Source organism: Enterococcus sp. AZ088, from assembly GCF_051714845.1.
In the GTDB taxonomy this organism is placed as follows: Bacteria; Bacillota; Bacilli; order Lactobacillales; family Enterococcaceae; genus Enterococcus; species Enterococcus faecalis.
On the sequence record NZ_JBIOSQ010000001.1, the window covers coordinates 2,238,946 to 2,254,387 of the forward strand.

The 15,442-nt window shown below is 37.1% G+C and carries 15 protein-coding genes; 2 read left to right on the top strand and 13 right to left on the bottom strand.

What is annotated here, in order from left to right; genetic code table 11:
• Positions 1 to 4: 4 nt before the first annotated feature.
• The 5 genes from dltB to IGL17_RS10780 all read right to left on the bottom strand — a co-directional run bounded on the left by dltB (position 5) and on the right by IGL17_RS10780 (position 5,948).
• Positions 5 to 1,210, bottom strand: a complete 1,206-nt coding sequence (gene dltB, locus IGL17_RS10760; RefSeq protein ID WP_002382500.1) for a D-alanyl-lipoteichoic acid biosynthesis protein DltB — start codon at positions 1,208 to 1,210, stop codon at positions 5 to 7.
• Positions 1,207 to 2,727: a D-alanine--poly(phosphoribitol) ligase subunit DltA gene (dltA, locus tag IGL17_RS10765; protein ID WP_002359445.1), complete on the bottom strand. Its 1,521-nt coding sequence runs from the start codon at positions 2,725 to 2,727 to the stop codon at positions 1,207 to 1,209. The genes dltB and dltA overlap by 4 nt, the downstream gene beginning before the upstream one ends.
• 14 nt (positions 2,728 to 2,741) lie before the next feature.
• A complete protein-coding gene (locus IGL17_RS10770) occupies positions 2,742 to 2,891 on the bottom strand; it encodes a teichoic acid D-Ala incorporation-associated protein DltX (RefSeq protein WP_002356384.1) in 150 nt (49 codons plus the stop codon).
• Positions 2,892 to 3,094: 203 nt separating this feature from the next.
• Positions 3,095 to 5,191 carry an ABC transporter permease gene (locus IGL17_RS10775; protein WP_016618088.1) on the bottom strand — a complete coding sequence of 699 codons (2,097 nt, stop codon included), beginning with the start codon at positions 5,189 to 5,191 and terminating at the stop codon, positions 3,095 to 3,097.
• Positions 5,181 to 5,948, bottom strand: coding sequence for an ABC transporter ATP-binding protein (locus IGL17_RS10780; RefSeq protein WP_002356382.1), 768 nt, complete (start codon positions 5,946 to 5,948; stop codon positions 5,181 to 5,183). Before IGL17_RS10780 ends, IGL17_RS10775 begins: the two co-directional genes overlap by 11 nt.
• Before the next feature lie 405 nt (positions 5,949 to 6,353).
• Between IGL17_RS10780 and nrdD the strand changes: the two genes are divergently transcribed.
• Together nrdD and nrdG are read left to right on the top strand one after the other, a co-directional pair.
• On the top strand, positions 6,354 to 8,537 hold the full coding sequence (gene nrdD / locus IGL17_RS10785) for an anaerobic ribonucleoside-triphosphate reductase (protein WP_002382497.1): 2,184 nt from the start codon (positions 6,354 to 6,356) through the stop codon (positions 8,535 to 8,537).
• A 32-nt stretch (positions 8,538 to 8,569) separates the two neighbouring features.
• Complete coding sequence (gene nrdG, locus IGL17_RS10790; RefSeq protein ID WP_002356379.1) at positions 8,570 to 9,166, top strand: anaerobic ribonucleoside-triphosphate reductase activating protein; 597 nt, start codon at positions 8,570 to 8,572, stop codon at positions 9,164 to 9,166.
• A 44-nt stretch (positions 9,167 to 9,210) separates the two neighbouring features.
• Here the strand turns inward: nrdG and dinB are convergent, their stop codons facing one another.
• The 8 genes from dinB to IGL17_RS10830 all read right to left on the bottom strand — a co-directional run bounded on the left by dinB (position 9,211) and on the right by IGL17_RS10830 (position 15,434).
• A complete protein-coding gene (dinB, locus tag IGL17_RS10795; protein ID WP_023894966.1) occupies positions 9,211 to 10,326 on the bottom strand; it encodes a DNA polymerase IV in 1,116 nt (371 codons plus the stop codon).
• 128 nt (positions 10,327 to 10,454) lie between these two features.
• Positions 10,455 to 11,213, bottom strand: coding sequence for an ABC transporter permease (locus IGL17_RS10800; protein ID WP_002356377.1), 759 nt, complete (start codon positions 11,211 to 11,213; stop codon positions 10,455 to 10,457).
• Positions 11,197 to 11,859 carry an ABC transporter ATP-binding protein gene (locus IGL17_RS10805; protein ID WP_002356375.1) on the bottom strand — a complete coding sequence of 221 codons (663 nt, stop codon included), beginning with the start codon at positions 11,857 to 11,859 and terminating at the stop codon, positions 11,197 to 11,199. Before IGL17_RS10805 ends, IGL17_RS10800 begins: the two co-directional genes overlap by 17 nt.
• Before the next feature lie 14 nt (positions 11,860 to 11,873).
• On the bottom strand, positions 11,874 to 12,746 hold the full coding sequence (gene rsmI / locus IGL17_RS10810) for a 16S rRNA (cytidine(1402)-2'-O)-methyltransferase (RefSeq protein ID WP_002356373.1): 873 nt from the start codon (positions 12,744 to 12,746) through the stop codon (positions 11,874 to 11,876).
• 111 nt (positions 12,747 to 12,857) lie between these two features.
• On the bottom strand, positions 12,858 to 13,205 hold the full coding sequence (locus IGL17_RS10815) for a DNA replication initiation control protein YabA (RefSeq protein ID WP_002356372.1): 348 nt from the start codon (positions 13,203 to 13,205) through the stop codon (positions 12,858 to 12,860).
• Positions 13,198 to 14,037 carry a PSP1 domain-containing protein gene (locus tag IGL17_RS10820; RefSeq protein ID WP_002356371.1) on the bottom strand — a complete coding sequence of 280 codons (840 nt, stop codon included), beginning with the start codon at positions 14,035 to 14,037 and terminating at the stop codon, positions 13,198 to 13,200. The genes IGL17_RS10815 and IGL17_RS10820 overlap by 8 nt, the downstream gene beginning before the upstream one ends.
• Positions 14,038 to 14,152: 115 nt before the next feature.
• On the bottom strand, positions 14,153 to 15,103 hold the full coding sequence (holB, locus tag IGL17_RS10825; protein ID WP_002384059.1) for a DNA polymerase III subunit delta': 951 nt from the start codon (positions 15,101 to 15,103) through the stop codon (positions 14,153 to 14,155).
• Between the two features lies 1 nt (position 15,104).
• Positions 15,105 to 15,434, bottom strand: a complete 330-nt coding sequence (locus IGL17_RS10830) for a cyclic-di-AMP receptor (RefSeq protein ID WP_002356367.1) — start codon at positions 15,432 to 15,434, stop codon at positions 15,105 to 15,107.
• Positions 15,435 to 15,442: the final 8 nt, after the last annotated feature.

The following is a 15,442-nucleotide window of genomic DNA, read 5'->3' on the forward strand; positions in this document are numbered from 1 at the left end:
TTGTTTATTTAAACCATAGTTTGTCTAAAAATCCTGAGAAAATCAGGAAGCTGACACAAACCGCTTGGAAAGTTAAAAAGACTGCAAATGCATGTGTAAATTTGTTTGATGGTATCTTGTCTTTATGTTTTTTCTTAAAACGTAGCCAAGCATCTGTTACACAAATTAGTGTTGCATGGTAGAGCCCATAAGCGATGTAGAACCACGTTAATCCATGCCAAATGCCCATGATTAAGAACAACGCAAAGTAACCAATATTAGAAGTCACAATCCGACTCTTAAAGACTTTCTTTTTCATTAAGAAAAACATTAAGCGCATGTAAATGTAATCACGGAACCAAAAAGATAAGGTCATGTGCCAACGATTCCAGAATTCTTTAATATTCCAACTTAGGAACGGTTTGTTAAAGTTCATTGGTGTATCATAGCCCATTAAATAACTTGTGCCAACGGCCAGTAAACTATAGCCTGCGAAATCAAAGAATAGATACAAACTGTAATTATACATATAGCCGACTGTCCACCAAGATAAACCACCTTGTGCCAAGGCCATTTTTTCCACATGTGGTAAAAAGACACCACCAAGATAATGACTGATAATAAACTTATATAAAAATCCTAGAAATAAATAAAAAATTCCTTTTTCTAAAAAGTCTAAATATTTCTCCGCACTCGGCGGGTTTTTCAAATCTTTTTCAAAGCGCCGATAACGATCGATGGGTCCTGAAGAAATAGTCGGGAAAAACAAGAGAAACTGAATGTAACGAAACGGATGATATTCTTTCATTACGCCATCCCGTAAATCCATGACCACTTGGACCGCTTTAAAGGTTAAATAAGAAATCCCTAAAAAGCCAAGTAAGGTTGTTTTGCCTGTCATGAAGGGAGAAACTTTCACCCAAACAAGCGGTAATATAGCTAAAAAGACAGCCAGATAAAAGACCCAACCTGCATTTTTATTTTTTCGATAAGCCGCATAGCCCCACGTTAGTAACGTTTGATAAATAACATATACAATCAGAGCGACTCCTTGTTGCCAAAATTCGCCACCAAAACTGATATATAGAAAGACCAGTGTCACGAGCGTTTGATACCAAGGCCAACGTGTCCCTTTAATGGCTAAAGTTAAAATCATCGGCAACAAGGCCGCAATTAGCAGAACAAAGTAATACGGTGCATTATAGGGAATCATATGAGGAAAATTCATCATGTGGCATTCACCTCATTCATCAACCCTTTCCGATCAATTTTGCCATTACTTGTCAAAGGTAATTGTTCAACATATACAAATTTTTGCGGAATCATATAGTCCATTGTCAACGTGGCTAATTCTTGTTTAATTGCCTTAGTTAATTGAAAATCACTTGAAAATTCATGTGCTTGCGGAACGACATAGGCAATTAATTGTTGGACTTTATTTCCTTGATATTTCGGCACAACGACTGCTTGTTTCACGTAGGAAACATTCGTTAAGTGATGATCCACTTCTTCTAACTCAATGCGGTAGCCATGCAATTTAATTTGAAAATCTAAGCGTCCCTCATACTGCAATAGGTTATCGACTAACTTTCCAGCATCGCCTGTGCGATAAGCTGGTACGCCATCTAATTGGAAAAAAGCTTCAGCTGTTTTCGCAGGATTATTTAGATAGCCTTTGGAAACACTTGGTCCAGCAATGACGATTTCACCAATTTCACCTGCAGGTAATTTTGACATGCCTTCCATAATATAAATTTGCGTATCCTCTTTCACATACCCGATTGGTAAACGTTGGACACTTTTTAAAACTTCTTGAGTGATTTCAATGGCACTAATCGCTACAGTCGCTTCTGTCGGCCCATACGTATTATAAATATGCGCAGTTGGGAAACGAGCGGCTAATTTCTCAGCCGTTGGTTTTGGCAATTCTTCTCCACAGAATAAAAACGTGCGCAGTGCTGGTAGATGTTCACCATCGAAGCTTGGTTCCATTAGACACAATTCAATAAAGGACGGTGTTGAAACCCAGACGTCGATTGTTAATTGTGGCAAACGCGTAAATAATTGTTTAAAATCGTTAATGATTTCATTGGGTAACGGAGTTAATGAGCCGCCTAACGCCAATGCGGGATAAATAGACATCACCGATAAATCAAACGAATAAGGTGCCTGTGCTAAAAAGCGGGCCCCTTCTTCTAAACCAAAATCTTGCAACAACCAATTCGTAAAGCTAACTAAATTATCATGGCTGATTTGCACACCCTTTGGTACGCCAGTTGTCCCTGAAGTGAAAATGATATAGTAATTACTTGCTCCTGTGACAGGTATTAACGCAGGCGCATGCCGGGGTGCATGCATCATCATTTCTGTTAATTCTTCCGCCGTAATTACTGGCACTTCAGTGGCTAACTCAGGCCATTCATGCACAGCAATCACTGCGGTTGGTTTGGCTACGTTTAGAATTAGTTCAATGCGTTCTTTTGGTGTATGTGCATCAATGGGGATATAGCTAAAACCAGCTTTCGATGCGCCTAAAAAACTCACAATCATTTCAAAATCTAATTCTCCGTATACGACAATCGCTGACTTGTCCGTTTTCAGCTCAGCTAAATAAGCGGCTAGATTGTCTGACTTTTCTTTTAACTCTCCATACGTAGAGACTTTTTCTTCGGTTAAATAAACAGGACGTTGGGGTTCTTTACGTGCCCATTCATCAATCGTTTGAATCATATTAATTACTTTTTCCATGTATAGCCGCCTCCTTAAAACTCGTTATAAATGAAGGTTCCTCCATTGATATTCTTATAATGATAAAGATAAATTAATGCAATGACAATGAAAGAATAAAATAACGTTTTACCGATGAATTTAAGACTTTCGTTATTGAGAATTTTCTGAAAAGTTGTTTTCATTATCATTCACCTCCTAAGGTTAATCGCTATCCATTATTTTATGCTATATTTCAGCAAAGTCCATTGAAATTTCTTACAATTTAATAAAAAAACTAACAATTTCGTCACTTCTTAAATTTTCATGATTTTCATAAACGGAACTCTCATAATTTTTTCGCATAAAGAAACTGTAAAAACCGCTTCACAACGGCTTTTACAGTTTTTTAAAAATGGATGTGTCGAATCATCCGCGCATAAATGGCAGACGTTAAAATATAAAAAATTAGATAAACAATTATTAAGATTCCACAAGAAAGATATACTAACAAATATCCTGGACTCTTAATAAATTGGCTTAGCAAATAAATGGCAAAGGTAGTATGCAAAATCCCAATGACCATCGGCGGAAAGAAAATCAAACTATTCTGTCGATAAATTTGCTTAGTTATCGCTTTACTAGAAACACCCATCCGTTTTAAAGTCACGTAATCTTGACGCTCACTTACAGCTGAAAACAGTTGTCGTAACATCAAAATACTGCCCGTAATAAACAACGCTAAAATTGCCACAAACATGGAGACATATAAAGTCAAGCCGTTAATTTTTCGTTCATAGCGTAAAGAGGCGTAGCGATCATTCATATTTAGCCGCCAAGTTTCTGTGACATCATCTTGCGTATTCTTTACCTCTTCGTTAGGCATTTGTTTGGCAAAACCACTCAACTGCTGGTTATTTTTTTCATACTTATACAAAATTGGCGCTTGCCATTCTGTGGCAATCTGTTTATTTACGGCTTCATAAAGTTTTTCACGGCTTTTCGTGTCAACATTTACGGCGTTAATCTGATACTGAATGGAATTTTTTGTCACTTTCTGATAAAGGGCATCGGAAACGACAATCGTTGGTAAGGAATATTGCAATAAAAAATTGCCTAGATAGTTAGGCAGCACTTGTTGCAGTTGTGCCTTCTCTCCTTCAACAAATTGCAGTTTCGATTCATAACGAGACATACCACTTAAAATATTGGTAAAGCTATCAATATAGATAACACTTTGGTCATTTTTTAAATGTAAATCGTTTAAATAAGGATTAATTTTTTGATAGTTGCGGTAATTTGAGAAGGATAAAACATTAACTGCTTCAATCGTTTCTTGTTCCTCTTGCGCTTGACCAATTCGCAAACTTCGTTCAATTCCAGTAATTTTATAAGAAAGTGTCACTTCATTTTTTATTTTGGTGTCCTTCGCTTCATCGAGAACTTTCTTCAATTTAGGATAGCTTTCCTGTGAAACTAAAAAGTCCACGGGGCCATCACTGTTGACCGTGTGCATACTAATCGTATACACAAAAACCATCACGCCAATCCCACTCAAGGCTGTCGCAATTAACAAGGTCAAACCAGTGAGTGTTTTGCTACTTTTAAATAAGTAGCGTTTGGCATTGCCTAAAGTAATCATGCGTAAATCTTGGTAATACCATTTTTTTCTATGATTAAATAAGCGAATGATAAAATACATGGTATAACGGAAAAATAAATAAGTTCCCACCACACAGAGACCCAAAATGATAAAAGGCGTCAATGTAATAATCATTGGAATCGAGATATCCAATGAATCATTTAATTGTTTATACACAATACCTGTCGCTAAATTCCGAAAATCAAACGCAATAAAATAACCAGCCAGTAAACAAATAGGTCCTAAAATACCTAGAAACTGCCGCCGTTTCGTTAAACGACTATAATTAATTTGACCAATTTTTTCTTGGTGCATAAGCTGCGACAATGGATAACGATAAATCATCCAAATACTTCTTAAGCAGACAATCAAAATCATAAATGCAAAAGCTACACCGGTTTCAATAACGGAACGCCAAGAAATATAGAAGAAACTGGGGACTTCTAAAAACATAACTTTGGCTAAAATCATTGAAAACAACTTGGTGAAAATCACTCCTAAAATAATTCCATTAATTAGTGAAACAAAGCCTAAAACTAAATTTTCTACTAAAAAAATTAGTGAAACTTGGCTCTTTCTCAAGCCAATTAATCGATACAAGCCAATTTCTTGGCTACGTTTTCCTATAAAAAAACGATTTGCTGCCAACATAAAGCCCAAAATAATAATGGTGACTAAGGTACTACCGAGTCCTAAAGATCGCTTAATTTCGATATCACGGCCTGCACCTGCGACAAGAGGCTGGTTGTAAGCAATCGCACGGAAACAATAATAAACGACCGCTGCAAAAGTCATACTAATGTAATAAACCAGATAATTAGGTACATGAGCTTTTAAATTTTTTAATGATAGTTTAAAAATCATTTGCGCGCCCGCCTCCACCAATCGTTGCTTGCATATCTATCACACGATTAAAAAATTCCTTACGTGATCCTTGACGAACAACTTCTGAGAAAATCGCACCGTCTTTAATGAACAAGATGCGATTGCAAAAACTGGCCGTGTACGGGTCATGTGTCACCATCAAAATTGTGGCATCATCATGTAGATTAATTTCAGCTAAATATTTCAACAATTCTGTTGCTGATTTTGAATCCAGCGAGCCAGTTGGTTCATCTGCAAAAATAATTTTAGGGTTCGTAATCAAAGCACGAGCAGCTGCTACCCGTTGTTTTTGTCCCACAGATATCTCTGGTGGATAAGCAGATAAAAGCTCCTGAATCCCCAAAATCGAAGTCACATGTAACAAACGTTTATCCATTTCTTCTAATGAAACTTTTTCTACAGCTAAAGGCAACAGAATATTGTCCTTCACATTTAACGTATCAATTAGGTTAAACGATTGAAAAATAAACCCCATTTCGTTTCTCCGAAAATCACTTAATTGATTATCTCGCATTTTTAAAATATCTTGTCCGGCGATGCGCACGATTCCTGCGGTTGGCAAAATAATCGAGGATAAGACATTCAACAGTGTTGATTTCCCAGCACCGCTGGGACCCATAATCCCCACAAATTCGCCTTCATCAACGGTAAACGAAATATTATCTAATACTTCTGTTTTATTATTTAAACGACCATATGTCTTGCTGACATGGTTTACTTCTACAATTTTTTTCATTTTTCTCGCTCCAACGTTTTGTTATTACTCTTATTTTACCAAGAAAAAATCTGAATGAACATCGTTTTATCTTACAATATCGTTCGGTAGTCAAAGAATAATTGGCATTTCGCGAATAAATCCGCAAACAATTATTATTTAATAATTGTTATTTTTTAGTGTTGCTTTTAGCAATTTGGCAAAAAACTCTTTGCTGTTTTTTAATTTGGACAAAGAATTTTTTTCACGCAAAAAAATTTGCTCAATCCTTTTCTTCATTTGTTTTCATATTTTTTCAAAACAACACAAGCACAATATATAGTGTTTGTCTAGTGATATTTTACTAAAAATACGCAATATATCGATTGAATTTAGCCGACCTTTGTATTAGGATAGTTACTAACGAGATATAAGGAGCTGGATAAAATGATGAAGATTACTGATGAAAAAGCCGAGGATGTTAATCTCTCAACAATTAAAGTCGTCAAACGAGATGGTCGTTTAGTGACTTTCGATGATCAAAAAATATACGACGCTTTGATCAAAGCTGAACAAAAAATACATGACCAAGTCACTCCTTTGACACATCAAAAAGTCCAATCGATTGTTGCCGATGTCAATCGAGAAATTGCCGAACGTTTTACCAATAACGTAAAAATTTATGAAATTCAAAATATTGTGGAACATACTCTGCTATCCAACAACGAATATGCCTTAGCCGAAGAATACATTCATTACAGAACCCAACGTGATTTTGAGCGTAGTAAAGCGACTGATATTAATGTATCTATCGGCAAATTAATTAATAAAGATCAGACTGTCGTGAACGAAAATGCCAACAAAGACAGTGACGTTTTTAATACGCAACGTGATCTAACCGCTGGGATTGTTGGAAAATCAATTGGTTTAAAGATGTTGCCTTCACACGTGGCTAATGCCCATCAAAAAGGCGACATTCATTACCACGATTTAGATTATCATCCATATACGCCCATGACAAACTGCTGTTTAATTGATTTTAAAGGCATGCTAAACAATGGCTTTAAAATTGGGAACGCTGATGTCGAATCACCAAAATCAATTCAAACGGCCACTGCACAAATTTCTCAAATTATTGCCAATGTAGCTTCCAGTCAATATGGTGGATGCTCTGCCGATCGGATTGATGAATTATTAGCGCCTTTTGCAGAACGTAATTATGAAAAACATTTAGCAGATGCGCAAGAATGGATTGAAGGAGAAGAACGCCAAAAAGCATTCGCTCAGAAGAAAACGAAAAAAGATATTTTTGATGCCATGCAAAGTCTTGAGTATGAAATTAATACTTTATTTACTTCCAATGGACAAACCCCTTTTACTTCTCTGGGATTTGGTTTAGGTACCAACTGGTTTGAGCGAGAAATTCAACGGGCGATTTTACAAATCCGAATTAATGGTTTAGGGATTGAAAAACGAACAGCTATTTTCCCAAAACTGATTTTCACAATTAAACGCGGCGTCAATGCGCAACCTACTGATCCAAACTACGATATTAAACAACTGGCACTGGAATGCGCAACGAAACGCATGTATCCTGATGTTTTAAACTATGATAAAATCGTTGAACTAACAGGTAGTTTTAAGGTACCAATGGGCTGTCGTTCCTTTTTACAAGGCTGGAAAGACGAACAAGGTGAAGAAGTAAATGTTGGCCGAATGAATTTAGGCGTTGTGACCTTGAACTTACCAAGAATCGCTTTAGAAGCGCAAGGAAGCCAAGAAAAGTTCTGGCAAATTTTAAATGAACGTTTAGCGATCGTTAAAGATGCTTTGGTTTATCGGGTTGAACGTGTTAAAGAAGCTAAACCAGCGAATGCACCGATTTTATACATGTATGGTGCATTTGGAAAACGTTTAGCTACACAGGATGCCGTAGATGAACTGTTTAAAAACAAACGTGCCACGGTTTCGCTTGGCTATATTGGCTTGTATGAAGTGGCTTCTGCCTTTTACGGCGGTGCTTGGGAGGACAATCAAGAGGCCAAAAACTTTACACTGGATATTTTAAAAGAACTGAAAAAAAATGCCGACAACTGGGGCAACGAATACGGCTATCATTTTAGTGTCTACTCTACACCGAGCGAAAGCTTGACTGACCGTTTTTGCCGTTTAGATACTGAAAAATTTGGCATCGTCGAAAATATTACAGATAAAGAATATTACACAAATAGTTTCCATTATGATGTACGCAAAAATCCAACGCCTTTTGAAAAACTTGATTTTGAAAAGGATTATCCAAAATACTGTTCTGGTGGTTTTATCCACTACTGTGAATACCCCATGTTACAGCAAAATCCCAAAGCACTTGAAGCTGTCTGGGATTACGCTTATGACAAAGTTGGCTATTTAGGAACCAATACGCCAATTGATCATTGTTATGCCTGTGGTTTTGAAGGGGACTTCCATCCAACTGAACGTGGCTTTGAATGTCCAGAATGTGGCAATCATGATCCTAAGACTTGTGATGTCGTTAAACGGACTTGTGGTTATTTAGGTAACCCACAAGCTCGCCCAATGGTACACGGTCGGCACAAAGAAATTTCCTCTCGTGTGAAACATTTAAAAAATTAAACTCGATTATTCTATAGAAAGAAGTTTTGCTGATGCGTAATCCGAAACCACAAGAATGGAAAACCGAAGACTACAGCCAAAAAAAGATTGCCGATTACAAAGCGTTCAACTTTGTTGATGGCGAAGGTGTACGCAATAGTTTATACGTGAGTGGCTGTCTCTTTGCTTGTGAAGGTTGTTTTAACAAAGCTGTCCAAAATTTCAATTACGGTACGCCGTTTACAGAATCTTTAATGAATCAAATTATTGAAGATTTGTCCCATGACTATGTCCAAGGTTTGACTCTTTTGGGTGGTGAACCTTTTCTGAATACAGATGTTTGTCTTAGTGTAGTCAAACGTGTGCGGGAAACATTTGGCTCAGCCAAAGATATCTGGTCTTGGTCTGGGTATACCTTTGAAGAACTACTTTTAGAAACGCCTGATAAGCTTGAACTACTCCATTCAATTGACATTTTAGTTGATGGGCGCTTTGAACTGGCAAAACGTAATTTAAATTTACAATTTCGTGGCAGTAGTAATCAACGGATTATTGATGTACCCAAATCACTTGCTGCTGGCAAAGCTGTTATTTGGGAAAAATGTCATGACGCCGAAACGTCTTATGAACAAATCAAAAAATCAATTTAAAAAAGTTAGCCCTTTAGCCATCTCTTGAGGATGTGTCTAAAGGGCTAACTTTTTTCCCATAAAGGTAAAACAATGTTTTCATACGCTAGTGGATCTAAATTCGTTAAAGTAATGCCTAATAAACGGATTCCTTGTTCTAAACCTAAAATATCTTCCCAAATTAAATTCGCTTGATAGAAAAGTTCTTCTTTTTTAGAAATATATTCAGGTAATGTCACACGTTTCGTAATCGTCGTATAGTCAGTATAACGAACTTTCAGGACTACTGTTTTGCCATGTTTTTGCACTCGTTGCAATGCACGCTCAACACCTGCTGCTAATTGTCTCAATTGAGCCGTAACCTGCTCTTCCGTCGTTAAAGGGGTGCCGTAAGTATGTTCCTTGCCTACCGACTTACGATCTCTAGTCACTTGAACTGGCGCATCATGGATACCGCGGACTTTACGATACAATGAATAACCCATTTTACCGAATAACCGAATCAACGTCATCTCATCTTGCTTGTATAAATCTGCTCCAGTAAAAATCCCTAGTTCATGCATTTTGGGCACTGTTTTTTTGCCGATTCCGTGGAAATCTTCAATCGGTAATGCTTTCAAAAAATCTTCGGCCTCTTCTGGTAAGACAACCGTCAGGCCCTTTGGTTTCTGAAAATCTGATGCTAACTTGGCTAAAAACTTATTGTAACTAACACCTGCCGAGCAAGTTAACTGCAATTCATGCCAAATATCATATTGGATCATTTTCGCAATTTTAATAGCCGACTTACTGTTGACCTTATTTTCAGTTACATCTAAATACGCTTCGTCAATAGATACTGGTTCAATCACATCTGTATAGCGGCGAAAAATTTCACGGATTTCTTGAGAAATTTCACTATATTTCTGATAATTACCTGGCTTAAAAATGGCACTTGGACATAGTTCATACGCCTTTTGAGCACTCATAGCCGAGTGAATACCGTACTGTCGAGCAATATAATTCGCTGTGGTCACCACTCCTTTGCCCCCAGTATCACTTGGATGGCGCGCAATAACTAACGGATGTCCTACTAACTCTGGATGATCTCGTTCTTCAACTGAAGCAAAAAACGCGTCCATATCTATATGTATAATTTTTCTCGACGTATCTTTTTTTAAGGGAAAACGTAATTCGCTCATCATTTTGATTCGCCTCCTCCCTCCATTATATACGAACGTCCGTTCTTTTTCAAATTGAAACTTCTTTATTTCAACCAGAAAAAGCTGAAAATCCGTGAAGTTATAAACACAGATTTCCAGCTTTTTAATTAAACAACCAATTGTTTTTGTTGATTATAGTAGCCTTTATAGGCAAGATAAGTTGCAATCACTGAACCAATACTTGTTGCTGATAGCAACATAAAAGTCACCATAATCTGATATTTTATCGCATGGACCGGATCAACGCCCGCAAAAATCAAGCCTGACATCATCCCAGGCAAACTAACAATTCCGACAGTTTTGGCAGAATCAATCGTCGGCGCCATCCCGGTTTTCACACTTTGTTGGATGATTGGTAAAGAGGCGAGTTTGATAGTTGCACCTAATGCTAGTTTCTCCATTACCGCTTGCCGTTGGTTTTGAAAAAGAGTATCTAAATTGCGATAGCATAAACCAATTGCCACCATCGAATTGCTGGCAATCATCCCACTGATAGGAATGATTTGAGAAGGAATAAATTTAATAGAACCAGAAAAAATCAAAATACCAATGGTAATTCCTGTACTACAACCAATTGCAATGAAAGAAATCAAAAAGCCCTTTTGTAATTGCTGGCTGCGTTTTTTTGCATTAAAGGCTGCGTTGGAAACAATCACCAAAACCATGATGAGCGTTAAAATCAGGTTATTGACTTGAAAAACATATTTTAATAAATAGCCGACTGCGACTAATTGAATGACTGCTCGAATCACACTAATAATAATATCTTTGGTAAAACCTAATTTTTCTTTAGTACTAATAATTAATGCGACCACCACTAGCATGGCTGAAAAAAATAAGGATAAATTATTAACTGCTAAATCCATCTGTCGGCGCCACCTTTCCTGCTACAATACGAATCACTTGCTGTGCTTGCTGAATTTCTTCGGTATCATGCGTGACACGAACCAGCGTGACTCCTTGCTCTTTGTTTAATTGGTTTAACAATTGATTGACAATCTGTTTGCTTTCTTCATCTAATCCCGTTGTAACTTCGTCTAATAATAAAACATCTGGTACAAAAATAATGTTTCGTAGCAAAGCAACCCGTTGTCGCTCACCACCAGAGAGTTCAGCTATTTTCTTTTCAAGATAAGCAGCGGGCAATTTCACTTGTTGGAGTAATGCCACGACTTTTTCCTGATTAAACGCTTCTTGTCTGACGGTAAATGGAAATAATAAATTATCATACACGGTTTCACCAAATAAAGTTGGCTGCTGAAAACAATAAGAAACCTTTTGGCGGTATGTTTCGATTGGCATTGTAGTAATTGGCGCTTCTTGATAAAAAATTTCGCCTTCTGTAGGACTTAATAATGAAGATAAAATTTTTAAAAATGTACTTTTCCCGCTACCTGAAGGACCAACAATTGTTGTATTGCTGCCTGTTTCAAATGACAAATCAATATCAGAAAGAATGCTACGACCATTTACTTGATAAGACACGCCTTCTGCTCGCAATAAATTACTCATGTTTCTCTCCTTTTTTAAATGGAATGATATTCTTTATATACTTCTTGTTTTTTTACATTTCTCAATTTGGCCACTTCTTTGATTGCCTCTTTGGAACTCCGTCCCTCTTCCTCCATTAAAACTTGCACATGTTCCTTGAGGGAAATAGCTGGCATTGCTGCTATTGTCTCTTTCTCACCAGTAAATCCGCTAACTAATAAACAACACTCGCCTTTTAGCGTATTTTCTGCTAAATATTCTGTTAGTTCACCTAAGGTACCACGCAAATACTCTTCATGAAGTTTCGTTAATTCTCGACAAATCACAGCGGGGCGTTCTTGACCATAGACTTCAGCAAACGTTGCTACCGTTTTAGCAATCCGATAGGGGGACTCATAAAAAATCTGTGTCGGCCGTTCTTCTTTTAATGCTGATAACACGTCTTTCTGTTCTTTTTTCTTTCTTGGTAAAAAACCATAAAACGTAAATGGCTGTGGTAAAAGACCCGAGGCAATCAAGGCGGTCATTCCTGCCGTAGGTCCTGGCAAGGCAATCACTGCCAGTTCTTCTTCAAGACATGCTGTAACCAATTCATGACCAGGATCACTAATTGAAGGCATACCTGCATCGCTAACTTGGGCAATCGTTTCACCACTCAGCAATCGTGTAATCAGTTGAGGAATTCGCTCTTTGTAATTATGTTCGTGTAAACTAATTTGTGGTGTTGTAATCTCAAAATGATTTAGCAATTTTTGTGTGTTTCTTGTGTCTTCACTAGCAATCACCGTTGCTTCTTTCAATATGTTTAAACAACGAATACTCATATCTTCTAAATTGCCGATCGGTGTTGGGACAAGATACAATTTTCCTTTTGTTGTTTGCTTATCAAAACTTTTCTGTTTTTGCATAGCGCATCCCTCATTTTCCTTTTTCGTTCTATAAATAGATAAAGGTTTGATTTGACAATCGATTGACTGTCAAACCAAACCTTTCCTTTTTATTTGCAGTGTCCACTAGACTTAACGCGTACGTTCCCCATAAATAACATCAAGACAAAAGGCACATTCTTCATCATTTTCACGTCTTGAACCATATAAAATATTGCAGACATGGAAGCCCTCTTCATAAAGTTTTTCCAAATTCATACGTGATTTTGATAGCTCTTGTTTTTCAGTTTCAGTTGTATTTCCTGCTAACTTATTCAGTTCTTGGAGATGCTCTCGTAAGCGTTGGTTTTCGATTTCCAACGTGGTATTTTTTTCTACCAACTCATGGAGTGCTGCTTTAATTTCTCTTAATTGTGTCACTGAACTGTCTAAATCAGTTTCCAACGAATTTAATCCATCATAGAGCGAACGTTTATCCATTTTGATCACCTTTTTCAGCAGCAACTTTCGCAGTAGCTTCTTTGATTTCTTCGTAATCATAATCCGCTGCGATTTCACGACCATGCAGACGAACTTTGACAATCCGACTTAATAGATTCAACCCGACGACTTTGCCTTTGCCATCTGGTGTTATTACTTCTTTTCCATAATCTGGTAATTCTTTTTTAGCGGCTTCATATTCGTCGTTTTCATATTTCAAACAACACATTAAGCGGCCACATAATCCCGAAATTTTGACAGGATTTAAAGATAACCCTTGATCTTTAGCCATTTTGATTGAAACTGGCATAAAATCTCCTAGAAATGTTGAGCAACACAGTTGTCTGCCACAAGGGCCAATGCCACCTAATATTTTCGCTTCATCTCGGACACCAATTTGACGTAACTCAATTCGCGTCCGGAAAATAGCCGCTAAGTCTTTGACTAATTCACGAAAATCAATTCGCCCATCTGCCGTAAAGTAAAAAATCATTTTGCTACGATCGAAGGTATATTCTACTCGCACTAATTTCATTTTTAAGTCATGAGCTCGAATTTTTTCATTGGCAATGCTTTTGGCAGCTTCTGCATCAGCCAAATTTTTTTGTTCTTTTTCTAAATCATTGGCTGTTGCTTTATTTAAAATGGGTTTTAGGTCCTCTGGTAAATCGTCTGAATCGACTGTTTTTTTAGGAATAGCAACAGTAGCTAATTGTTTTGACTGTTGAGATTCAACGAGTACTTTCTCATTATAAATATACTCAGATTTTCCAGGAGCAAAATAATAGATATGACCGGCTTCACGGAAGCGAACTCCTACTACTTCTACCATTTTATTCCTCCTAATCTAGTTCAAGTGAACGTCGCTTCAATCGGTTAAGGAACTTGTGAAACAACTAAGTTCCTACTATATTATGAAACTGAATGCCACTTGGCACTTTTTTCCTTTATGATTTAGGGTGAATCATTTGGATAACTAATTGTTCACAAACATTTTGCCAACTAACATTGGCAGTCCATTTTTGGCGTGCTTTCAAAATTAGCGCCAACCGTTCCGCCTGCTCTTCCGTTACTTTTTTGGCTTGCTGTGTCGCAACACTTTCTTCCAATAATTGACGGTAATAAACCATGAGCAAGTCAAAGCTAAGCGCTTGTTGTTCTTTTTCCTTAAATACTTTGACCATTTTCTTCTGAACGTAGATAAATGCCTGTAAATCATTACTTTTTAGATAATTAAACCATTGCAAAATGATTTCCCTAGCTTCATTAAACCATTCATCTTGAGAGATTTCAACTGCTTTCTCAAAACTATTTGTCAGCTCAGCTAAAAGGGTTGCAGTCTTTTCACCAATCCCCTGTTTGATTAAGCGATCAATTAATGTTTTTTTGACTAATGGTTGAAAATGTAAGGTTTGGCATCGTGATTGAATCGTTGGTAAAATTCGAGAAAGCGAAGTGGTTTCTAAAATAGCTAAAATTTGTCCTTCTGGTTCTTCTAAAAATTTTAAGAGACTATTGGCTGCGCCGGTACTCATTTTATCTGCTTCTTGAATTAAGAAAACTTTTTTAGCAGTCTCGACCCCACTTTTAGAAAACTCCGCTTTTAATTCACGGATTTGGTTCACTTTGATGGTTTGCCCATCTGGCGCAATTCTTAAAACATCTGGATGTTCATTTTCATTAATCCGCACACAATTATGGCATTCGTTACAAGGCTGTTGATTTACTAAATTCGTACAAAAGACATGTTTCGCCATCCATAAGCCAAATTCTTGTTTTCCAGTTCCTGTATCTCCTTCAAAAAGATAAGCATGGGCAAGACGACCATGCTCAAAACTTTTTTGGAGTTGCTTGTACAGCAAAGGTTGCATTTGCTGTAGCTGTTGTGCTTCATTCATCTTAATATTGATGGAATCCTTCAACTGGTAAGACGAAGCAAGTAGCGCCGCCTACTTCAACTTCCACAGGATAAGGAATTTGGCCATCCATTGTGATATCTAAAGTCACAGGTGTTGAAACATATTGTTTTCTTGATTGACATGTTTCTTTAATTAAAGCTAATGTTTCGTCGACACGTTCATCATCAATCCCAATAATAAATGTGCTGTTTCCCGCTTTTAAGAATCCACCTGTTGAGGATAATTTTGTAGCACGAATATTGGCATCAATAAATTCGTTGGCTAATCGGTTACTATCTTTGTCTTGTACAATGGCTAAAATAATCTTCATGGTCTACA

Coding starts and splice junctions, on each gene's coding strand:
- dltB (WP_002382500.1), bottom strand. CDS start 1,210: ATGATGAATTTTCCTCATATGATTCCCTATAATGCACCGTATTACTTT.
- dltA (WP_002359445.1), bottom strand. CDS start 2,727: ATGGAAAAAGTAATTAATATGATTCAAACGATTGATGAATGGGCACGT.
- IGL17_RS10770 (WP_002356384.1), bottom strand. CDS start 2,891: ATGAAAACAACTTTTCAGAAAATTCTCAATAACGAAAGTCTTAAATTC.
- IGL17_RS10775 (WP_016618088.1), bottom strand. CDS start 5,191: ATGATTTTTAAACTATCATTAAAAAATTTAAAAGCTCATGTACCTAAT.
- IGL17_RS10780 (WP_002356382.1), bottom strand. CDS start 5,948: ATGAAAAAAATTGTAGAAGTAAACCATGTCAGCAAGACATATGGTCGT.
- nrdD (WP_002382497.1), top strand. CDS start 6,354: ATGATGAAGATTACTGATGAAAAAGCCGAGGATGTTAATCTCTCAACA.
- nrdG (WP_002356379.1), top strand. CDS start 8,570: ATGCGTAATCCGAAACCACAAGAATGGAAAACCGAAGACTACAGCCAA.
- dinB (WP_023894966.1), bottom strand. CDS start 10,326: ATGAGCGAATTACGTTTTCCCTTAAAAAAAGATACGTCGAGAAAAATT.
- IGL17_RS10800 (WP_002356377.1), bottom strand. CDS start 11,213: ATGGATTTAGCAGTTAATAATTTATCCTTATTTTTTTCAGCCATGCTA.
- IGL17_RS10805 (WP_002356375.1), bottom strand. CDS start 11,859: ATGAGTAATTTATTGCGAGCAGAAGGCGTGTCTTATCAAGTAAATGGT.
- rsmI (WP_002356373.1), bottom strand. CDS start 12,746: ATGCAAAAACAGAAAAGTTTTGATAAGCAAACAACAAAAGGAAAATTG.
- IGL17_RS10815 (WP_002356372.1), bottom strand. CDS start 13,205: ATGGATAAACGTTCGCTCTATGATGGATTAAATTCGTTGGAAACTGAT.
- IGL17_RS10820 (WP_002356371.1), bottom strand. CDS start 14,037: ATGGTAGAAGTAGTAGGAGTTCGCTTCCGTGAAGCCGGTCATATCTAT.
- holB (WP_002384059.1), bottom strand. CDS start 15,103: ATGAATGAAGCACAACAGCTACAGCAAATGCAACCTTTGCTGTACAAG.
- IGL17_RS10830 (WP_002356367.1), bottom strand. CDS start 15,434: ATGAAGATTATTTTAGCCATTGTACAAGACAAAGATAGTAACCGATTA.